Origin of the sequence: Vreelandella profundi, from assembly GCF_019722725.1 — a bacterium.
GTDB lineage: Bacteria > Pseudomonadota > Gammaproteobacteria > Pseudomonadales > Halomonadaceae > Vreelandella > Vreelandella profundi.
Genome location: NZ_CP077941.1, coordinates 622,048 through 640,580, shown reverse-complemented (window position 1 = coordinate 640,580; position 18,533 = coordinate 622,048). Strand labels below are relative to the sequence as shown.

Here is an 18,533-nt window from a genome sequence, read left to right as displayed (position 1 = left end):
ATAACAAGCTGTATAATTAGCCAGTAGTATGCCAAAGATTTCGTCGTAAACAAATCCTCAACAACGCTTTCTCACAATTATTTCGTATCGCTCGCATTTACCTGAGCATCCAAGCGCGCCACTAGCCCGGCAAGCGCCTGACGCACGGCCTGTTCACGCACTGCCGAGCGGTCACCTGGAAAATGAAAACACTCCGCCTGCTGGGCATTGGCATCGCCCCAGGCCAGCCATACCGTTCCTACCGGCTTATCTTCGCTACCGCCGTCTGGCCCGGCGACACCGCTAACCGCAACGCCCAAGCTTGCACCACTTTCCCGGCAGGCGCCAAGCACCATGGCGTTTACCACTTCTTCACTCACCGCACCGTGCGCTGCCAGCATAGCGTCGGGCACGCCCAATAAGCGGCTCTTTACCGCGTTCGCATACGCCACATAGCCGGTCGTAAAATAGGCCGAGCTACCCGCAACCGCGGTAATCGCGCTGGCAACGCCGCCGCCCGTGCACGACTCAGCGGCGGTGACCTCTACCTTTAACTGCTGGCAAAGCCGCCCCAGCCGCTGAGCAAGCAGTGTTAAATCAAGATTTTTCAGGCTAGATACGCTGGTCACTATCGTCGCTCCTTCAAGTGAGTCGTCAGTTCAGCGTAGAATACTGCGTTTAGCTTTCTTAAAGAACTGACGCAAAGAAACCGCTCAAAGACATGCCGTCAGCCGAGACGGCCTACGCTACGCTTAACCAGGACGCCCATGTCACAGGCCATCCCCCCGAATACGCCAATGATCACGCAATACTTAAAGATCAAACGTGAACACCCCGAGGTACTGCTGTTCTACCGAATGGGGGATTTTTACGAGCTATTTTTCGACGATGCGAAACGTGCCTCCGCGTTATTGGATATCACGCTTACCCAGCGCGGGCAGTCAGGCGGCAAACCCATCCCAATGGCTGGCGTACCCTACCACAGCGCTGAAGGCTACCTGGCACGCTTAGTTGCCGGCGGCGAGTCGGTAGCTATTTGCGAGCAAATTGGCGATCCAGCGACGAGCAAAGGCCCCGTTGACCGCCAGGTGGTTCGTATCGTCACCCCCGGCACGCTCCACGACGAAGCGCTGCTCGATGCACGCCGCGACAACGTACTGGTGTCCGTTTCCCCCGGCAAGGATAGCTGGGGCCTGGCATGGCTTGAGCTTTCCAGCGGCCGCTTCAGCGTACTGGAAGTAGACAGCGAAGCCGAAATGCTCGCCGAGCTCACGCGTCTATCCCCCGCTGAGCTGCTCGTACCAGAAAGCTTAACGCTGCCGGATGCCTGGTCGCAAAAGCGCAGCCTGCGTCGTCAGGGCGAATGGCTATTTGACATAGACAGCGCTACCCGCAGCCTGTGTGATCAGTTTGAAGTTCAGGATTTGCGCGGCTTTGGCTGCGCGCATTTAACCACCGCACTGATTGCCGCGGGCGTATTGATCGATTATGCCCGCGACACCCAGCGCTCGCGCCTACCCCACGTCACGGCGATCAGCGTTGAAAATCGTGATGATGCCGTGGTCATCGACGCGGCCAGCCGACGTAATCTGGAAATTGACATCAATCTCGGCGGCAATAGCGACAACACCCTGGCCAGCGTACTGGATACCTGCACCACCGCCATGGGCTCGCGACTGCTCAAGCGCTGGCTTAACCGCCCCCTGCGCCAGCGCGAGATTGTCCAGGCACGCCATGCGGGCGTAGCACTGCTCAGCCTAGATGCCGCCTACATGCCGCTGCGCGATACCCTGAGCGCCGTCGGCGACGTTGAGCGCATTCTGGCTCGCGTGGCACTGTATAGCGCCCGCCCACGAGATTTAGCACGCCTTAGAGACGCACTAGTAACGCTGCCCACGCTTGAACAGCAGTTGAGTGAGGTAGAGAGCGGCAGTGCGTTGGACACCCTGCGCCCGCATATTCGCCCCTATCCGGAAATGGCCGATATGCTGAGCCGCGCGCTGGTCGAGAACCCGCCCGTGGTCATCCGCGATGGCGGCGTGATTGCTGATGGTTTTGACGCCGAGCTTGATGAGCATCGTGGCATGGCCGAAAACGCCGGCGACTATCTTATTCAGCTCGAACTTCGCGAGCGTGAGCGCACCGGCTTGGCGCACCTTAAAGTCGGCTATAACCGAGTGCATGGCTACTTTATTGAGCTACCCCGCTCCCAGGCGCAGCAGGCGCCGGCCGACTATATACGTCGCCAGACGCTGAAAAATGCCGAGCGATTTATCATTCCAGAGCTCAAGGAGTTTGAAGATAAAGCGCTGTCAGCCAAATCGCGCGCGCTGACGCGTGAAAAATGGCTTTATGACCGTCTGCTGGGTGATCTCAATGCCAGCCTGCATGCGCTGCAAAGCACCTCTCAAGCCGTCGCTGAGCTAGACGTACTGTGCGCCTTTGCTGAACGCGCCGAGGCCCTTAGCTGGGTTCGCCCCATACTCAGCGAGGCCACCGGCATTCGCATTGAAGCCGGGCGCCATCCTGTCGTTGAGCACGTCAGCGCAACGCCATTTGTGCCTAACGACGTTACGCTTACGCCTGATCAGCACATGCTAATTATTACCGGCCCCAACATGGGCGGTAAATCGACCTATATGCGTCAAACAGCGTTAATTGCGCTGCTGGCTCACTGCGGCAGCTTTGTGCCCGCCGATGCCGCCGACATCGGCCCGCTGGACCGCATCTTCACCCGCATTGGCTCGTCAGATGATCTTGCTGGCGGGCGCTCTACTTTTATGGTCGAAATGACCGAAACCGCCAATATCCTGCATAATGCTACCCAGCAAAGCCTGATTTTGATGGATGAAATTGGCCGTGGCACCAGCACCTTTGATGGCCTATCACTTGCCTGGGCTAGCGCCGAGCATTTAGCTAAAGGACGCGCGCTAACGCTATTTGCAACCCATTACTTTGAAATGACCGCCCTGCCTGAACACATGGACGGCGTGGCCAACATTCATTTAACGGCCACCGAGCATGGCGACAGCATTGTGTTTATGCACCGCATAGAGGCAGGCCCGGCAAGCCAGAGCTATGGCCTGCAGGTGGCTCAGCTAGCCGGCGTGCCTAATCATGTGATTAAACGCGCCCGCGAAAAACTGGTCAGCTTAGAGCATCGCGATGTGGACAACGGTGCGCAAGTGCCGCGAACGACGCCGCAGCAAAACGATTTATTTGCCGCGACGCCTCATCCGGTGATTGAGGCACTTGAAAAGACCGATATGGATGATTTATCGCCGCGCGAAGCCCTCGCCCTGCTTTATCAATGGCGGGACTTGCTCTAATAGCTGCAATAGAAGACCATGCGGCGCTTGCCGCATGGTATGCGCACCTCTAGAATGTCATCAAACCTTTAGCTTATAAAAAACGGCTGCTTTATAACCATTCACGATTAATCATGACCGGGACACACCCGGTCCCGCGAGAGGGATAGCAAGATGACGTTTGTCGTTACCGAGAACTGCATCCAGTGCAAATACACCGACTGTGTGGAAGTCTGCCCGGTCGACTGCTTCTATGAAGGCCCGAACTTTCTGGTTATTCATCCGGATGAGTGTATTGATTGCGCGCTGTGTGAGCCCGAGTGCCCCGCCGAAGCGATATTCTCAGAAGATGAGTTGCCCGACGGGCAGGAAGCCTTTATTGAGATTAACGCTGAGATGGCAGACGTATGGCCTAATATTGTCGAAAGAAAAGACGCGCTACCCGATGCCGAAGAATGGGATGGCAAGACCGGTAAGATGGAAAAACTAGAGCGCTGAGCGTGACGTTTTTCTTAACCTCGTCTTTATTAATAGAGTGTTTTGTTAAACCAGCGGATAAGCTGGTTTTTTATTCGGCCCCAGGGCCACGCATAAAAAAAGGCGGCCCTTAGGCCGCCCCACTCCAAGCACTTCCTCTGACCACTCCCTAGGTCACACCCCTTTCGGAAAACGTCCTTGCCAGTAATCACTCCACTAATTACCAGGCGCCTCCGAGCTTTCATCCTGCTGCATTCTGCCTAAAGCATCCCTGCCTCCCCTTGTCCTGATTGCATTGTGGCAGATCCCGGCGGCTTCTCAACATGGCTATAACGCAAAAAGGCGAGCCGCATCGGCTCGCCTTTCAGCTTTTATATCTTAAAAAACAATGAGTTAAACTTTAGTTAGCGGTAAGTTTCGTATTTTCTTACCCTAACCAGAGCGATTTTCGTCGGAACTTGTACGATATCTCTTACAAAATATTGAGACATCTCTTACAAGCAGCCTAATAATTCGCTCAATTTCAGCGTTTTACTGACCTTTAATCGCCTTTAGACCAGGATAGGTAACTTCGCCAAGCTCGGCCTCAATCACCAGCAAACGATTGTACTTGGCAACACGGTCAGAACGGCACAGCGAACCCGTTTTAATCTGGCCTGCGCAGGTTCCCACCGCCAAATCAGCAATGGTAGTGTCTTCCGTTTCACCTGAACGGTGAGAAATGACCGCAGTAAAGCCCGCGTCCTGCGCCATTTTAATCGCATCCAATGTCTCGGAAAGCGAGCCAATCTGATTAAACTTGATCAGAATCGAGTTGCCGATTTTCTCATCAATACCGCGCTTGAGGATTTTGGTATTGGTCACAAACAGATCGTCGCCCACCAGCTGTACTTTATCGCCCAGCTTATCGGTCAGCGCTTTCCAGCCTGCCCAGTCTGATTCATCCATGCCGTCTTCAATAGAAACGATCGGATAGTCGGCGCAAAGACCTGCCAAGTAGTCGGTAAAGCCTTCAGCGTCGTAGCTCTTACCTTCACCAGCAAGATTGTACTGACCGTCTTTATAGAACTCAGACGACGCACAGTCCAGCGCCAGCGTCACGTCAGTACCCAAGGCGTAGCCAGCATCCGCCACTGCCTGCTTGATGATAGCCAGCGCATCGGCGTTAGACGCAAGATTAGGCGCAAAGCCGCCCTCATCGCCAACGGCTGTGGAAAGCCCCTTCGCCGAGAGCACTTTCTTCAGCGCGTGGAAAATTTCCGCGCCCATGCGTAGCCCTTCACGAAAATTAGGCGCACCTACGGGCTGCACCATAAACTCTTGAATATCAACATTGTTATCGGCGTGCTCGCCGCCGTTGATAATGTTCATCATCGGCACCGGCATGCTGTACTGGCCCGGCTGGCCGTAAAGCTCGGCAATGTGTGCATAAAGTGGCACGCCCTTGGCATTAGCCGCCGCTTTAGCCGCAGCCAGCGACACCGCGAGAATCGCGTTAGCGCCAAGGTTGGCCTTATTTTCAGTACCGTCTAAGGCCAGCATAGCGTCGTCTAAACCGCGCTGATCGCGTGCGTCCATGCCCATCAACGCATCACGAATTTTGCTATTGACCGCGTCAACTGCTTTCAGCACGCCTTTTCCCAGATAGCGGGATTTATCGCCGTCACGAAGCTCTAGCGCTTCACGTGATCCGGTAGAGGCACCGCTGGGAGCACAGGCTTCGCCGAAAGCGCCACTGGCAAGACGCACCTGCGCCTGTACGGTCGGATTACCACGCGAATCAAGTACTTCCAACGCACTGATAGCAACAATCTTGGTCATAGCAGTGTCCTTTACTGTAAGTCAGATAAAATCATTAAAATGGCGTTCTGCCTAGCATAGCGATAGCTAGCGAATCGTTAGCGGCTCAAACCCTTTGACCAGCGCATCTAACTGCGCAAGCTGAGTTAAGAACGGCTCTAGCTGATCCAACGGCAGCGCACAGGGGCCATCGCATTTAGCGTTATCAGGATCAGGGTGTGCTTCCAAAAACAGTCCAGCAAGGCCGACAGCCACCCCTGCCCGCGCTAATTCTGCTACCTGGGCGCGACGACCATCCGCGCTATCGGCACGGCCACCGGGACGCTGCAGCGCGTGAGTGACATCAAAAAACACCGGATATCCGGTTTGCTTCATATCGCCAAAGCCCAGCATATCAACAACTAGGTTGTTGTAACCAAAGCTTGAGCCACGCTCGCAGAGCATCAGTTGATCGTTGCCTGCTTCCTGAAATTTACTCAGGATATGGCGCATTTCATGGGGTGCCAAAAACTGCGGCTTTTTAATATTAATCACCGCGCCGGTTTTAGCCATGGCAACCACCAAATCGGTTTGGCGAGCCAAAAACGCGGGCAGCTGGATAATATCGGCTACTTCCGCCGCCGCCTCTGCCTGCCAGGCCTCGTGAACATCGGTGATAATGGGCACGTTATAGCGCGCTTTGATATCAGCCAGAATCTGTAGCCCTTTCTCAAGACCCGGGCCGCGATAAGAGTGAATCGAGCTGCGGTTGGCTTTATCAAAGCTGGCTTTAAAAACGTAGGGAATGCCCAGCTTTTGGGTGACCGACACGTAGGCTTGGGCCACCTCGTCGGCAAGCTCGGCAGACTCCAGTACGTTCATGCCGCCCAGCAGCATCAGCGGCAATGAGTTGCCGGCGGTTAGGCCAGCAACGTTAATATGGCGCTCTTGCAACCCATCGCTAGACAGATTCTGAGAAGACATGCTGCTCTCCCTTATTCCTGAGAATGGGCCTGGGCGCGGCTACGCGCTGTTTTATGCTCCAACGCCGCGTTCACAAAACCCGAGAATAGCGGATGGCCATCGCGCGGGGTAGACGTGAACTCCGGGTGGAACTGACAGGCAACGTACCAAGGGTGATCCGCCAGCTCAATCACTTCGACCAGCGACTGATCCACGCTTCGACCTGAGATTACTAATCCCATTTTTTCGAGCTCGTCAATAAACTGGTTATTAACTTCGAAACGGTGGCGGTGGCGTTCAACAATTTCGTCTGAACCGTAGGCTTCGCGTGCTTTCGTGCCAGATGCCAATTGGCATATCTGGCCACCCAGACGCATGGTGCCGCCTAAATCAGACGCCGCATCACGCAGCTCGATTTTACCTTCCGGGGTTAGCCATTCCGTAATCAGTCCCACCACCGGGTGCTGGGTGTCATGGGTAAACTCGGTGGAGTTAGCGTCCTTCCAACCTGCCACATTACGCGCGAATTCAATCACGGCCACCTGCATACCCAAGCAAATACCCAGGTAAGGAACGTTATTTTCACGCGCAAACTGGGCGGCCAGTATTTTGCCTTCGACGCCGCGCTCGCCAAAACCACCCGGCACGAGAATGGCATCTTTGCCCGCTAACCGCTCAGTGCCGTGATGCTCAATATCTTCCGCATCGATATAATCGACGTTGACCTTAATGCGCCCTTGGATACCGGCGTGAATCAGCGCTTCGTTGAGCGACTTGTAGGCATCCAACAGCTCCATGTACTTACCTACCATGGCGATGCTGACCGACTTGAGGGGATTGAGCTTAGCGTCCAGCACTTTCACCCACTCAGACAAATCGGCTTCGGGCGCTTCCAGACGCAGCTTGTCGCAGACAATCTCATCCAGGCCGTGCTCGTGGAGCATCAGCGGAATGCGATAAATCGTATCGGCATCTTGTAGCGGCACTACCGCACGCTCTTCGACGTTGGTGAACAGCGCAATTTTACGGCGCTCGGTTTCTTCCAACTCGACTTCACTGCGGCAAATCAAGATATCCGGCTGGATACCGATAGAACGCAGCTCTTTAACGCTGTGCTGGGTCGGCTTGGTTTTGGTCTCGCCCGCCGTTTTGATGTAGGGCACCAGCGTTAAGTGCATAAACAGCGCGCGGTTGGCACCCTGTTCACTACGAATTTGGCGAATCGATTCAAGGAAAGGCAGCGATTCGATATCGCCTACCGTGCCACCGATTTCAACCAGCGCCACATCAAAGCCTTCACCGCCGGCATAAACGCGCGCTTTGATCTCATCGGTGATATGCGGAATCACCTGAACGGTGCCGCCTAAATAATCGCCACGGCGCTCTTTACGCAGCACGTGCTCGTACACACGCCCTGTGGTGAAGTTGTTGCGCTGGGTCATCTTGGTGCGAATAAAGCGCTCATAATGTCCGAGATCAAGATCGGTTTCGGCGCCATCTTCTGTGACGAACACCTCACCGTGCTGGAACGGACTCATCGTGCCCGGGTCCACGTTGATGTACGGGTCGAGCTTGAGCATGGTGACCTTAAGGCCGCGGGCCTCTAAAATCGCCGCTAGCGAGGCGGAGGCGATGCCCTTGCCAAGAGAGGACACAACGCCGCCGGTCACGAAGATATATCGTGTCATGGATAACCTGTCGAAACGTGATCAGAAGGCACGGCAGAAAGCCACGCCAGGATGGGTCGACAGACTAGCAGATTACGCCTCCAGGCTCAATTTGAACTGCTGATGAAGATAACAGTTGATTAATGGCACATAGCGACGCCGGAATAGTCGCGAGGCCAATATGGCCCCGCTCAACCTAAGCAAAGACGCATTACACGCCGAGGTAATCCAAAATGCCTTCCGCTGCTTGACGACCCTCGTAGATCGCTGTGACCACCAAATCAGAGCCGCGCACCATGTCGCCACCGGCAAAGATTTTCTCATTGCTGGTCTGGAAGGCGTACTGACCGTGCTCCGGGGCAGTGACGCGGTCACGCTCGTCGACTTGGATATTAGAGCTATCGAACCACGGCGCGGGGCTTGCCTGGAAACCAAAAGCAATGACGACGGCGTCGGCTGCAATGATTTCTTCAGAGCCCGGCACCACTTCAGGGCGCTGACGGCCGTTTTCATCCGGCTCGCCCAATCGGGTGCGCACAACCTTGACGCCCTCGACCTTATCCTCGCCGACAACAGCCACCGGCTGGCGGTTGAAAAGAAACTCCACGCCTTCTTCTCGGGCATTAGTCACTTCCCGGCGCGAACCCGGCATGTTGCCTTCATCACGGCGATAGGCGCAGATAACGTTATCAGCGCGCTGACGAATCGAGGTGCGGTTACAGTCCATCGCCGTATCACCGCCGCCCAGCACAACCACACGCTTGCCTTCCATCGAGATATAGTCGCTCGGATCTTTTTCGAATCCTAAGCTGCGATTAGCATTAGCAATCAAGAAGTCGAGCGCTTTATACACGCCTGGCAGATCTTCACCCGGGAAGCCGCCTTGCATGTATTTATAGGTGCCCATACCGAGGAAGACCGCGTCGTAATCCTGCAACAGCGTTTCAAACTCTATATCAGTGCCGATTTCGGTATTCAGACGAAACTCAACGCCCATCTCTTCAAATACTGCGCGACGGCGCTCCATGACGCTTTTTTCCAGCTTGAACTCAGGAATACCAAAGGTCAGCAGGCCGCCAATTTCCGGGTACTTATCGAACACCACCGGCTTAACGCCGTTACGCGCCAGAATATCGGCACAGCCCAAACCGGCAGGGCCAGCACCCACAATGGCAACTTTTTTATCGGTCCAGGTGACGTTAGACATATCCGGGCGCCAGCCCATGGCGAACGCCGTATCGGTGATGTACTTCTCTACCGAGCCAATCGTCACCGCACCGAAACCATCATTCAGCGTGCAGTCACCTTCACACAAGCGATCCTGCGGGCACACGCGCCCACACACTTCAGGCAGCGAGTTAGTCTTATGCGACAGCTCCGCGGCTTCAATAATGTTGCCTTCCACCACCAGCTGTAGCCAGTTGGGAATGTAGTTGTGCACCGGGCACTTCCACTCACAGTACGGGTTGCCGCAATGCAGGCAGCGGTGCGCTTGGCTGGCCGCATCGGCAGGTTTATACGGCTCGTAAATCTCCGCAAACTCTTTGGCACGGGCGCGCGCGTCTTTCTTCTGCGGGTCTTTACGACCCACATCGATAAACTGAAAATCATTATTTAAACGGTTAGCCATGATCTCTCTCCTGTCAGCATGAGCGGCATAATCGGGTTATTGCGGCTGACGCCGAGACTGATCCAACAAACTGCCCAAACTGGCCGCTTTCGGCTTCACTAACCAGAAGTGGCGCGCGTAGTCGCTAAAGTCTTCCAAAATGGCTTCGCCACGTGCGGAACCGGTCGCGGCCACATAGGCTTCAATCGTTTCACGCAGATGGCGGCGATACGCTTCCATAGCCTCTGTGGTGACGCGATGAATTTCGACCAGCTCGTGATTGTACTTATCGACGAAGGAGCGATCTTCATCGAGCACGTAGGCAAACCCACCGGTCATACCGGCACCGAAGTTCACCCCGGTCTCGCCAAGCACACAAACCAAGCCACCAGTCATATATTCGCAGCAGTGGTCGCCAGCCCCTTCAATGACCGCTGAGGCGCCGGAGTTACGCACCGCAAAGCGCTCGCCCGCCGTGCCAGCTGCAAACAGCGTACCGCCGGTTGCACCATACAAGCAGGTATTGCCGATGATGGCCGTTTTATGGCTCTCAAACTGGCTGACTTTCGGAGGAATAATCACAATACTGCCGCCGTTCATGCCTTTACCGACATAATCGTTGGCATCGCCTTCCAGGTAGAGATTCAAACCCCGAGCGTTCCACACCCCAAAACTTTGCCCCGCCACACCGACGAAATTCGCGGTTACCGGCGCTGACTCCAATCCTTCATCGCCGTAGCGCTTGGCAATCGCACCCGATGACAGCGCGCCTACGCTGCGATCACAGTTGGTAATGGTGAAGTTAAACTCACCCCCCGAACGGTTCTCGATAGCGTCTTTCAGCGCGGCCAGCACCTCTTGGTTCTTGGCGCCAGGGTCATGCGGCACGTTACGGCTTACCTTACAGAACTGCGGCGCATCTTTAGGCACAAAGTCATTCGCCAACAGCGGGGTAAGGTCGAGCTTGCGCTGAGAAGCGGTATTGCCTTCCAACACTTCGAGCAGGTCAGTGCGCCCAATCAAATCGGTGAGCTTACGCACGCCTAGCTCAGCCATCAGCTCACGCACTTCTTCGGCAATAAAGCGGAAATAGTTTTTCACCATGTCCACGGTGCCGCGGAAGTGCTCGCCACGTAGGAAGTCATCCTGCGTCGCCACACCGGTCGCACAGTTATTTAGGTGACAAATACGCAGGTATTTACAGCCCAACGCCACCATCGGCGCGGTGCCAAAGCCAAAGCTTTCCGCCCCCAGAATGGCCGCTTTCACGACATCCAGCCCCGTCTTTAGGCCGCCATCGGTTTGCAGGCGAATCTTATCCCGCAGGCCGTTAATGCGCAGCGCCTGATGCACTTCCGGCAGACCAAGCTCCCAAGGGGACCCGGCATGCTTGATCGACGTTAATGGACTCGCGGCGGTGCCACCGTCATAGCCCGATACGGTAATCAGGTCGGCATAGGCCTTGGCAACGCCGGTGGCGATGGTGCCAATACCCGGCTCGGATACCAGCTTCACCGACACCTGAGCTTCTGGGTTGACCTGCTTAAGATCGAAAATCAGCTGAGCCAAATCTTCAATCGAGTAAATATCGTGGTGTGGCGGCGGTGAAATGAGCGTAACGCCAGGCACCGCGTGGCGCAGGCGAGCGATCAGCGCATTGACCTTACCGCCGGGCAGCTGGCCGCCTTCACCGGGTTTCGCGCCCTGGGCAACTTTGATCTGCAGCACTTCTGCATTCACAAGGTACGCCGGGGTAACGCCAAAACGGCCGGAGGCGATCTGCTTTATTTTGGAGCTACGGATAGTGCCATAGCGCTCAGGGTCTTCGCCGCCTTCGCCCGAGTTAGAGCGGCCGCCGGCCTCGTTCATGGCTTGAGCCAGCGCTTCGTGCGCCTCTGGTGAAAGCGCACCCAGCGACATGCCCGCGCTGTCAAAGCGTGGCAGCAAGTCTTCTACGGGCTCTACGTCATCAAGCGCAACCGGCGTTTCTGACGGCTTAAGCTTGAGCAAGTCACGAATCGTCGCTACCGGACGCTCGTTCACCAGCTGGGCAAACTTCTTCCACTTAGCGTAGCTGCCCTCTTGAACCGCTTGCTGCAGCGACATCACGACATCAGGGTTGTAAGCGTGGTATTCGTGGCCGTGGACATACTTGAACATGCCGCCTTGAGAAATACCCTTACGGGGAATCCAAGCGTCTTTCGCCAACAGCGCCTGCTGCAGCTGAAGCTCAGCAAAACCAGCGCCCTGAATGCGCGATGCCATGCCCACAAAGCACAGATCCATCACCTCGTCAGACAATCCCACTGCCTCGAACAGCATCGAGCCACGGTAGGAAGCCAGCGTCGAGATGCCCATCTTGGAAAGGATTTTAAACAGGCCTTTCTGCAATCCCTTACGATAGTTCTCGCGACCATCTGCCGGGTTACCGGTCAGCTCGCCGGTGCGGTGCATATCCGCCATCACCTGATAGGCCAGCCACGGATAAACCGCCGTGGCGCCCACACCAAACAGCACCGCCATTTGGTGGGCATCGCGGGCGTAGCCGGTTTCCACCACAATGTTGGCATTGGGACGTAGCGCCAAATGGCCTAAATGGGAATGCACGGCACCGACCGCTAAAGCGGCCTGGATAGGAATCAGCCCTTGCGCCAGCTCCGCATCGGTAAGCACTAAAATCACTTTGCCAGCGCGTACCTGCGCCTCTGCCTCTGCACACAGCGCCTTAACCGCCTGATGAAGGCTCTGCTGCTCGGGGTCGTAACCTAGCGACAGCGTGTGGCTGGCGAAAGCGGGGTCTTCCTGGGTGACCAGCGCGGTAAATTTACGTGGCGACAGTACCGGCGTGGTCAAAATCAAACGGTGGGCGTGCTCAGGCGTCGCTTTGAAGACGTTAAGCTCCGCGCCACAGCAGGTTTCCAGCGACATTACGATCGCTTCGCGCAGCGGGTCGATTGGCGGGTTGGTGACCTGAGCAAACTTCTGACGGAAGAAATCTGTCAGCAGTCGAGGACGGCTCGACAATACCGCCATGGGGGTATCGTCGCCCATTGAGCCCACCGCTTCCTGGCCGCTTTCTGCCAGCGGGCGCAGTATCTGGTCGCGCTCCTCGAAACTGATCTGGAACAGCTTTTGCTGGACGTTAAGCGCCGCGGTATCCATGGTCTGGAAGCGCGCAAGTTCGGTCAGCGCCGACTCTAGATAGTTAGCTTCTTGCTTAAGCCAACGCTTGTAGGGATAGGCCGACTTCAGCCGGTCATCGATATCCTGAGTGTGCAGCACTTCGCCGGTTTGAGTATCCACCGCCAGCATTTGCCCAGGACCAACGCGGCCCTTGGCGACCACGTCTTCCGGCTTATAGCCGTAGGTGCCAATTTCCGATGCCAGCGTGATATAGCCATTCTTGGTAATAACCCAGCGCGCGGGGCGCAGGCCGTTACGGTCGAGCATACAGACGGCCTGGCGACCGTCGGTCATGACCACGCCTGCAGGGCCGTCCCACGGCTCCATATGCATCGAGTTATATTCGTAGAAGGCGCGCAGCTCGGCGTCCATTGTCTCTACGTTTTGCCAAGCGGGTGGCACCATCATCCGCACCGCGCGGTGCAGTTCCATGCCACCGGTCAGCAGCACTTCCAGCATATTGTCCATACTGGAGGAGTCAGAGCCAACGGTGTTAACGATCTCATCCAGCTCGGCGATATCGGGCAGGCGTTCGTTAACGAAATTCGCTTTACGCGAGTTCGCCCAGCCACGGTTGGCTTCAATGGTGTTGATTTCACCGTTGTGGGCCAACAGGCGAAATGGCTGCGCCAGCGGCCAGCGGGGCGCGGTATTGGTCGAGAAGCGCTGGTGAAACACGCAAATAGCCGTTTCTAAACGCGGATCATTTAAATCCTGATAAAACGCCGGTAGATCTTCCGGCATCACCAAGCCTTTATAAGAGACAACTTCCGACGAGAGCGAAGCAACATAGAAATCTTCTTCGTCGCGCAGCGCCTGCTCGGCACGGCGGCGAGCCATGAACAGATCAACGTCGAAGTGTTCGCCCTGGCCTGGCTGCACAAATAGCTGACGAATACGCGGCAGGCAGTCAAGTGCCATCGGCCCACAAACGCTGGCGTCCGTAGGCACATCGCGCCAGCCCACTACGTTAAGCCCACGCGCTTCAAACTCGCGAGTCAGCGTGTCACGGGCATGCGCTTCGCGGGCGTCATCGTTAGGCAGGAAGATAACCCCAACGGCAAACTTCTCGCCCAGCTCAGCATCAAATGCTTCTTTAGCAAGCGCCTGCATAAATAGCGTAGGCATTTTGATGAGCAGACCACAGCCGTCGCCGGTTTTTCCATCGGCAGCGATACCGCCGCGATGGGTCATGCAGGTCAGTGATTCAATGGCTGTTTTCAATAAATCGTGGCTAGCCTGCCCTTCCATATGGGCAATCAGGCCAAAACCACAGTTATCGCGAAATTCGCCAGGCTGGTGAAGACCTTTATTCATGGGCGCGCCTCTAGTCAGGGTCTTTTTTTAGCAGCGTGTGTGTGGTAAAAAGGCAGGTTTTGCTTTTTTTATAGTGTTTATTACCCACCCAAAAAGGGATGCTTCCCACCTTCGCTGCTGAAACAAAATGGTCGGCCAGCATAGCGATTCGCACCCTATTTGCGCAATCGCCACTTACATACGATGTTAGAAAAACTCTTTTCAAATCCTTAGCTTGCATCACCTAATTATGAAAAAATATATAGACTTCAAACACTTGCAAGCACGTATAACGATATTTAAACGGTAGCGATTCGAGATTAGACTTTAGTCTTAAATAAGCAATTTAACCCATGCCGATAGCGCATAAGGCATACCGATTATCTAAAAAGACATTAATTGCATGGAAACCGAGAAACAAAAAACCCGCCTTCAATCGCCGCTTAGCTTAGTGAGCGGTGATTAAAGACGGGTTGAGCTAGCTTACGTTCTTAACTACTTGCTGGCTTACGTACTTGCTGGCATTGGCACTTAATTGCACCGCTTAACGGCGCGGATAGTCATCCAGCAGGGTTTGCAGTACCGGCACCGGCGTGGCGTCGCTGACGCAGGCATCCCCCAGGCTATTGAGCAGTACCAGGCGCAGCTTGGCATCGATATTCTTCTTATCAAGCCGCATTCGCGTTAAAAAGTCTTCGCTAGACATATTCGCCGGTGCCGCTAATGGCAATCCCGCGCGCTCAATGACCGCCAGACTTCGGGCAAGCATCGCTTCATCAATCCAACCCAGCTGCTGGGAAAGCGTCGCCGCCATGGCCATACCCGCGCCCACTGCCTCACCGTGCAACCAGTTGCCGTAACCTTGATGCGCCTCAATAGCATGGCCAAAGGTGTGCCCTAGATTCAGTAAGGCACGCACGCCTTGCTCGGTCTCGTCTTCGGCAACGATATCAGCTTTGATCTGACAGCTGCGTGCGATGGCTTCGGCGATCACATCGGGCGTGACATCCAGCAGCGCTGGCATATTGGCTTCCAGCCAGCTTAAAAATGCTTCATCACGGATAAACCCGTATTTAACGACTTCGGCAAGCCCTGCCGACAGCTCACGACGCGGCAAACTCTTCAGCGACTCGATATCTATCAGCACCGCTTTAGGCTGCCAGAAAGCGCCAATCATGTTTTTGCCCAGCGGGTGATTAACGCCCGTTTTGCCGCCCACCGACGAGTCCACCTGGGAAAGCAGCGTGGTCGGCACTTGAATAAACGCAACGCCGCGCTGATAGGAAGCGGCAGCGTAGCCCACCATATCGCCGATCACCCCGCCGCCTAGCGCGACCAGAGTGCAGCGGCGGTTAAAGCCGGCCTCTAACAGCGCATCCCAAATCCGGCTGACGTGTTCAATGGTTTTGTACTGTTCGCCATCCGGCAGCACCACAGTGCGCACCTCGACACCGTCAGGCAGGCTGGCGCAGAGCTTGTCTAGATACAGCGGTGCGATCGTCTCATTGGTGACTATCATCACCTGCTGACCGGCCAAATATGGCGTCAAAGCATCCGCGCGACCGATGAGCCCTGTATCGATATGGATGGGATAGCTGCGCTCACCTAAGGCAACGTGAAGCGTACGCCGTGCATCGACTGGAGCGGTCATGGAAATACCTTATGGTTAAGCGTTTCAGCGGCGCGATGAACCGGTAATGGTTCTAATGGATCAACCAGCCGATATACTCGCCGCAAAATTTCATTCACCACCGCCCGGGGGCTGCGCCGGTCTGTGCGCACGGCAATATCCGAGGTCGCGCGGTAAAGCGGATCACGCTGGGCAAACATATCGTTGAGAACCTGCTCACGATTAGTGCACTGCAACAGCGGACGATTGCGATCTTTCGCCGTGCGCTTGAGCTGCTGATCAACGGTGGTGAGTAGATAAACGACCGTCCCCCGATCACGCAGCGCGCGGCGATTCTCTTCGCGCAGCACCGCGCCACCGCCGGTGGCGACAACCACGGACGAAAGCTGGGTCAGCTCATCTATCATATGAATTTCTCGCAGGCGAAAGCCTTGCTCACCCTCGACATCAAAAATCCACGGGATATCCGCCCCGCACCGATCCTGTATGGCGTGGTCACTGTCATAAAATTGGCGCGACAATTCGGCCGCCAGCAGGCGACCAATAGTACTTTTGCCAGCCCCCATGGGGCCAATAAGAAATAGATTAGGTAAATCCTGCATCAGCGAACCGTCAAGCCATCGTCAAGGAGTCGTGGAGTAATAAAGACTAACAACTCTACCTTTTCATTGCTCTCTGCGGTATAGCGAAACAGTCTACCCAGCAAAGGAATATCGCCCAAGAGCGGTGTTTTGGCGATTTGACGAAGTTCTTCTGTCGTTAAAATACCGCCTAATACCACCGTTTGGCCGTTATCTACCAATACTTGGGTTTCAATTTGATTGGTATCAATCGGCGGCTCACCGCCGAACTCTGATTCACGAAAGCTATCATTTTTGATCACCAGATCCATAATAATGCGATTATCCGGCGTGATTTGCGGCGTGACCTCCAGTGAAAGCTCGGCTTCTTTGAACTCAGTGTCCGGATTGTCATTGCCATCCACGCTTTGAAAAGCGCGCTCCTCGCCCTGGCTTATTCTGGCCGTGCGCTGATTGGCAGTAATAATTCTAGGCTGAGAAATGGTCTGGCTTTTACCTTCACTTTCCAGGGCGCGCAGCTCCAGATCCAACAAAATATCGCCCGATAAATAGCCAAAGCTAAAGCCGGTGCCCCGCCCCGATGCCGCCCCTAAGTCAACGGCCAGGCCTCCCTGTGCTCGGTTAATGTTATTGGGGTTAATATTTCGTCGCGTAAACGCGCCATCATCGCCTTGTTGAAAACCTCGCGTACTCGACATGCCCCAGTTAATCCCGAGTTCGCGGGACGCGGTGTCCCGCGCGATGACAATGCGCGCTTCTATCTGCACCTGGCGAACGGCGACGTCCAAACGATCAATCGTGCGGGCAATATCGCGCACCTGCGCGGCGGTATCCTGCACTAGCAGCGTATTGGTTCGATGATCGACGCTCACCCGGCCACGCTCCGTTAGCAGCCCAAAGCCCTCGCTTTCGCCTCCGCTTAACAGCTGAGCCAAATCATCGGCCCGCGCATATTTGATTTCGATAAACTCGGTCACCAGCGGCAACAGCGTTTCACGCTGATGGCGAGCTTCCAGCGCCTGGCGCTCTAAATCAGCCAATTCATGAGTGGGCGCCACCCATATCACATTGCCCTGCTCACGACTCGACAGCCCTTGGGTTTGTAAAATCAGCGCCAGCGCCTGATCCCAAGGCACATCATTTAAATTAAGCGTCACGCGCCCGGTCACGCTATCACTGGCGACCAGGTTCTGGCCGGTAAACTGGGCCAGCGTCGCTAACACTGAGCGCACATCAACATCCTGAAAATTAAGGCTCAGCGGCTCACCGTGAAAGCTACCCCCCGGCGCTTGAGAAGAAGACGGTGCCTGGGCAGCGGGCTGAACATCGACCGTCAACGTGCGACCATTTTGCGAGGAGATCATCGCAAAAGCCCCCTGCGTTGCGATCGCGAGCTGCGTACTCCGTGGCCCTAATCGAGGCGTAATGCGCGTGATGGGAGTGGCAAAATCAGTAACATCGTAGATATGATTCAGTGCGTCAGGCAGGGATACGCCGGGCAACTCGACGATCACGCTCTCTTCGCTGCTTTCACGCACGTTTGCGTCCACACTTTCACGGTCAAAGGTAACGATGAGTCGCCCGGCACCGTCCTGACCGCGTCGAAAATCAATGTTTTCTATATGCGGCCCCTCGTCGATTTCAAGCGCCGTTGCAGCGGCGTTATTAGCGCCATGAGGGTCAGCCTCAAAGCGAATACGCAAACGATCTTCCAGCACGCTAGAAGTAAAGCTCTGCGCTTCGCGAAGATTAACAACTAGGCGCGTTCGGCCATTACCCTCCAGAGCAGTAATCTGCTCGATGCCCCCGCGATTCACGTCCACACGCCGATGGGGGGTTCCATTTTGCGTCGCAGCCAAATCAAGCGTGACGCGTGGCGGGGCCGTTAATCGATAGCTGCGCAGCTCGGGCACGCCGCCGGAGAAATAAAGATCAACGTCAATCCCACCGCTTTGCGCAGGCAGCACGTCGATGTCGGTCAGCACTGACGCAGCGGCCCATGAAGGCAACGCCATTGATACTGATGCGCCCATTGCTATACATAATGACGCCAATAGCGAA

The 18,533-nt window shown here is 55.5% G+C and carries 11 protein-coding genes; 2 read left to right on the top strand and 9 right to left on the bottom strand.

The window, feature by feature from the left end:
* Positions 1–77: 77 nt before the first annotated feature.
* Entirely contained in the window at positions 78–611 is a 534-nt protein-coding gene (locus KUO20_RS02985) for a CinA family protein (RefSeq protein ID WP_235042405.1), read from the bottom strand.
* A 135-nt stretch (positions 612–746) separates the two neighbouring features.
* On the opposite strand from KUO20_RS02985, the gene mutS reads away from it, so the two are divergent.
* Both mutS and fdxA read left to right on the top strand, forming a co-directional pair.
* Complete coding sequence (gene mutS / locus KUO20_RS02980) at positions 747–3,308, top strand: DNA mismatch repair protein MutS (protein ID WP_235041431.1); 2,562 nt, start codon at positions 747–749, stop codon at positions 3,306–3,308.
* A 153-nt stretch (positions 3,309–3,461) separates the two neighbouring features.
* Positions 3,462–3,785 (top strand): ferredoxin FdxA, encoded by a 324-nt coding sequence (gene fdxA / locus KUO20_RS02975; protein WP_235041430.1) that lies wholly within the window; start codon positions 3,462–3,464, stop codon positions 3,783–3,785.
* A 510-nt stretch (positions 3,786–4,295) separates the two neighbouring features.
* On the opposite strand, the gene eno is transcribed toward fdxA, so the two are convergent.
* From eno to KUO20_RS02935, 8 genes are all read right to left on the bottom strand, one after another.
* Positions 4,296–5,585, bottom strand: a complete 1,290-nt coding sequence (gene eno, locus KUO20_RS02970) for a phosphopyruvate hydratase (RefSeq protein ID WP_235041429.1) — start codon at positions 5,583–5,585, stop codon at positions 4,296–4,298.
* 66 nt (positions 5,586–5,651) lie between these two features.
* Positions 5,652–6,527 carry a 3-deoxy-8-phosphooctulonate synthase gene (gene kdsA / locus KUO20_RS02965; protein ID WP_235041428.1) on the bottom strand — a complete coding sequence of 292 codons (876 nt, stop codon included), beginning with the start codon at positions 6,525–6,527 and terminating at the stop codon, positions 5,652–5,654.
* 11 nt (positions 6,528–6,538) lie between these two features.
* Positions 6,539–8,194 (bottom strand): CTP synthase, encoded by a 1,656-nt coding sequence (locus tag KUO20_RS02960; protein ID WP_235041427.1) that lies wholly within the window; start codon positions 8,192–8,194, stop codon positions 6,539–6,541.
* Between the two features lie 190 nt (positions 8,195–8,384).
* Complete coding sequence (locus KUO20_RS02955) at positions 8,385–9,803, bottom strand: FAD-dependent oxidoreductase (RefSeq protein WP_235041426.1); 1,419 nt, start codon at positions 9,801–9,803, stop codon at positions 8,385–8,387.
* A 36-nt stretch (positions 9,804–9,839) separates the two neighbouring features.
* The gene (gltB, locus tag KUO20_RS02950; protein ID WP_235041425.1) at positions 9,840–14,282 is read right to left on the bottom strand and encodes a glutamate synthase large subunit; all 4,443 of its coding nucleotides are present in this window, start codon (positions 14,280–14,282) and stop codon (positions 9,840–9,842) included.
* A gap of 523 nt (positions 14,283–14,805) precedes the next feature.
* Complete coding sequence (aroB, locus tag KUO20_RS02945) at positions 14,806–15,912, bottom strand: 3-dehydroquinate synthase (RefSeq protein ID WP_235041424.1); 1,107 nt, start codon at positions 15,910–15,912, stop codon at positions 14,806–14,808.
* The gene (gene aroK / locus KUO20_RS02940; RefSeq protein WP_235041423.1) at positions 15,909–16,493 is read right to left on the bottom strand and encodes a shikimate kinase AroK; all 585 of its coding nucleotides are present in this window, start codon (positions 16,491–16,493) and stop codon (positions 15,909–15,911) included. Before aroK ends, aroB begins: the two co-directional genes overlap by 4 nt.
* Positions 16,493–18,487 carry a type IV pilus secretin PilQ gene (locus KUO20_RS02935; protein ID WP_235041422.1) on the bottom strand — a complete coding sequence of 665 codons (1,995 nt, stop codon included), beginning with the start codon at positions 18,485–18,487 and terminating at the stop codon, positions 16,493–16,495. The genes aroK and KUO20_RS02935 overlap by 1 nt, the downstream gene beginning before the upstream one ends.
* Positions 18,488–18,533: the final 46 nt, after the last annotated feature.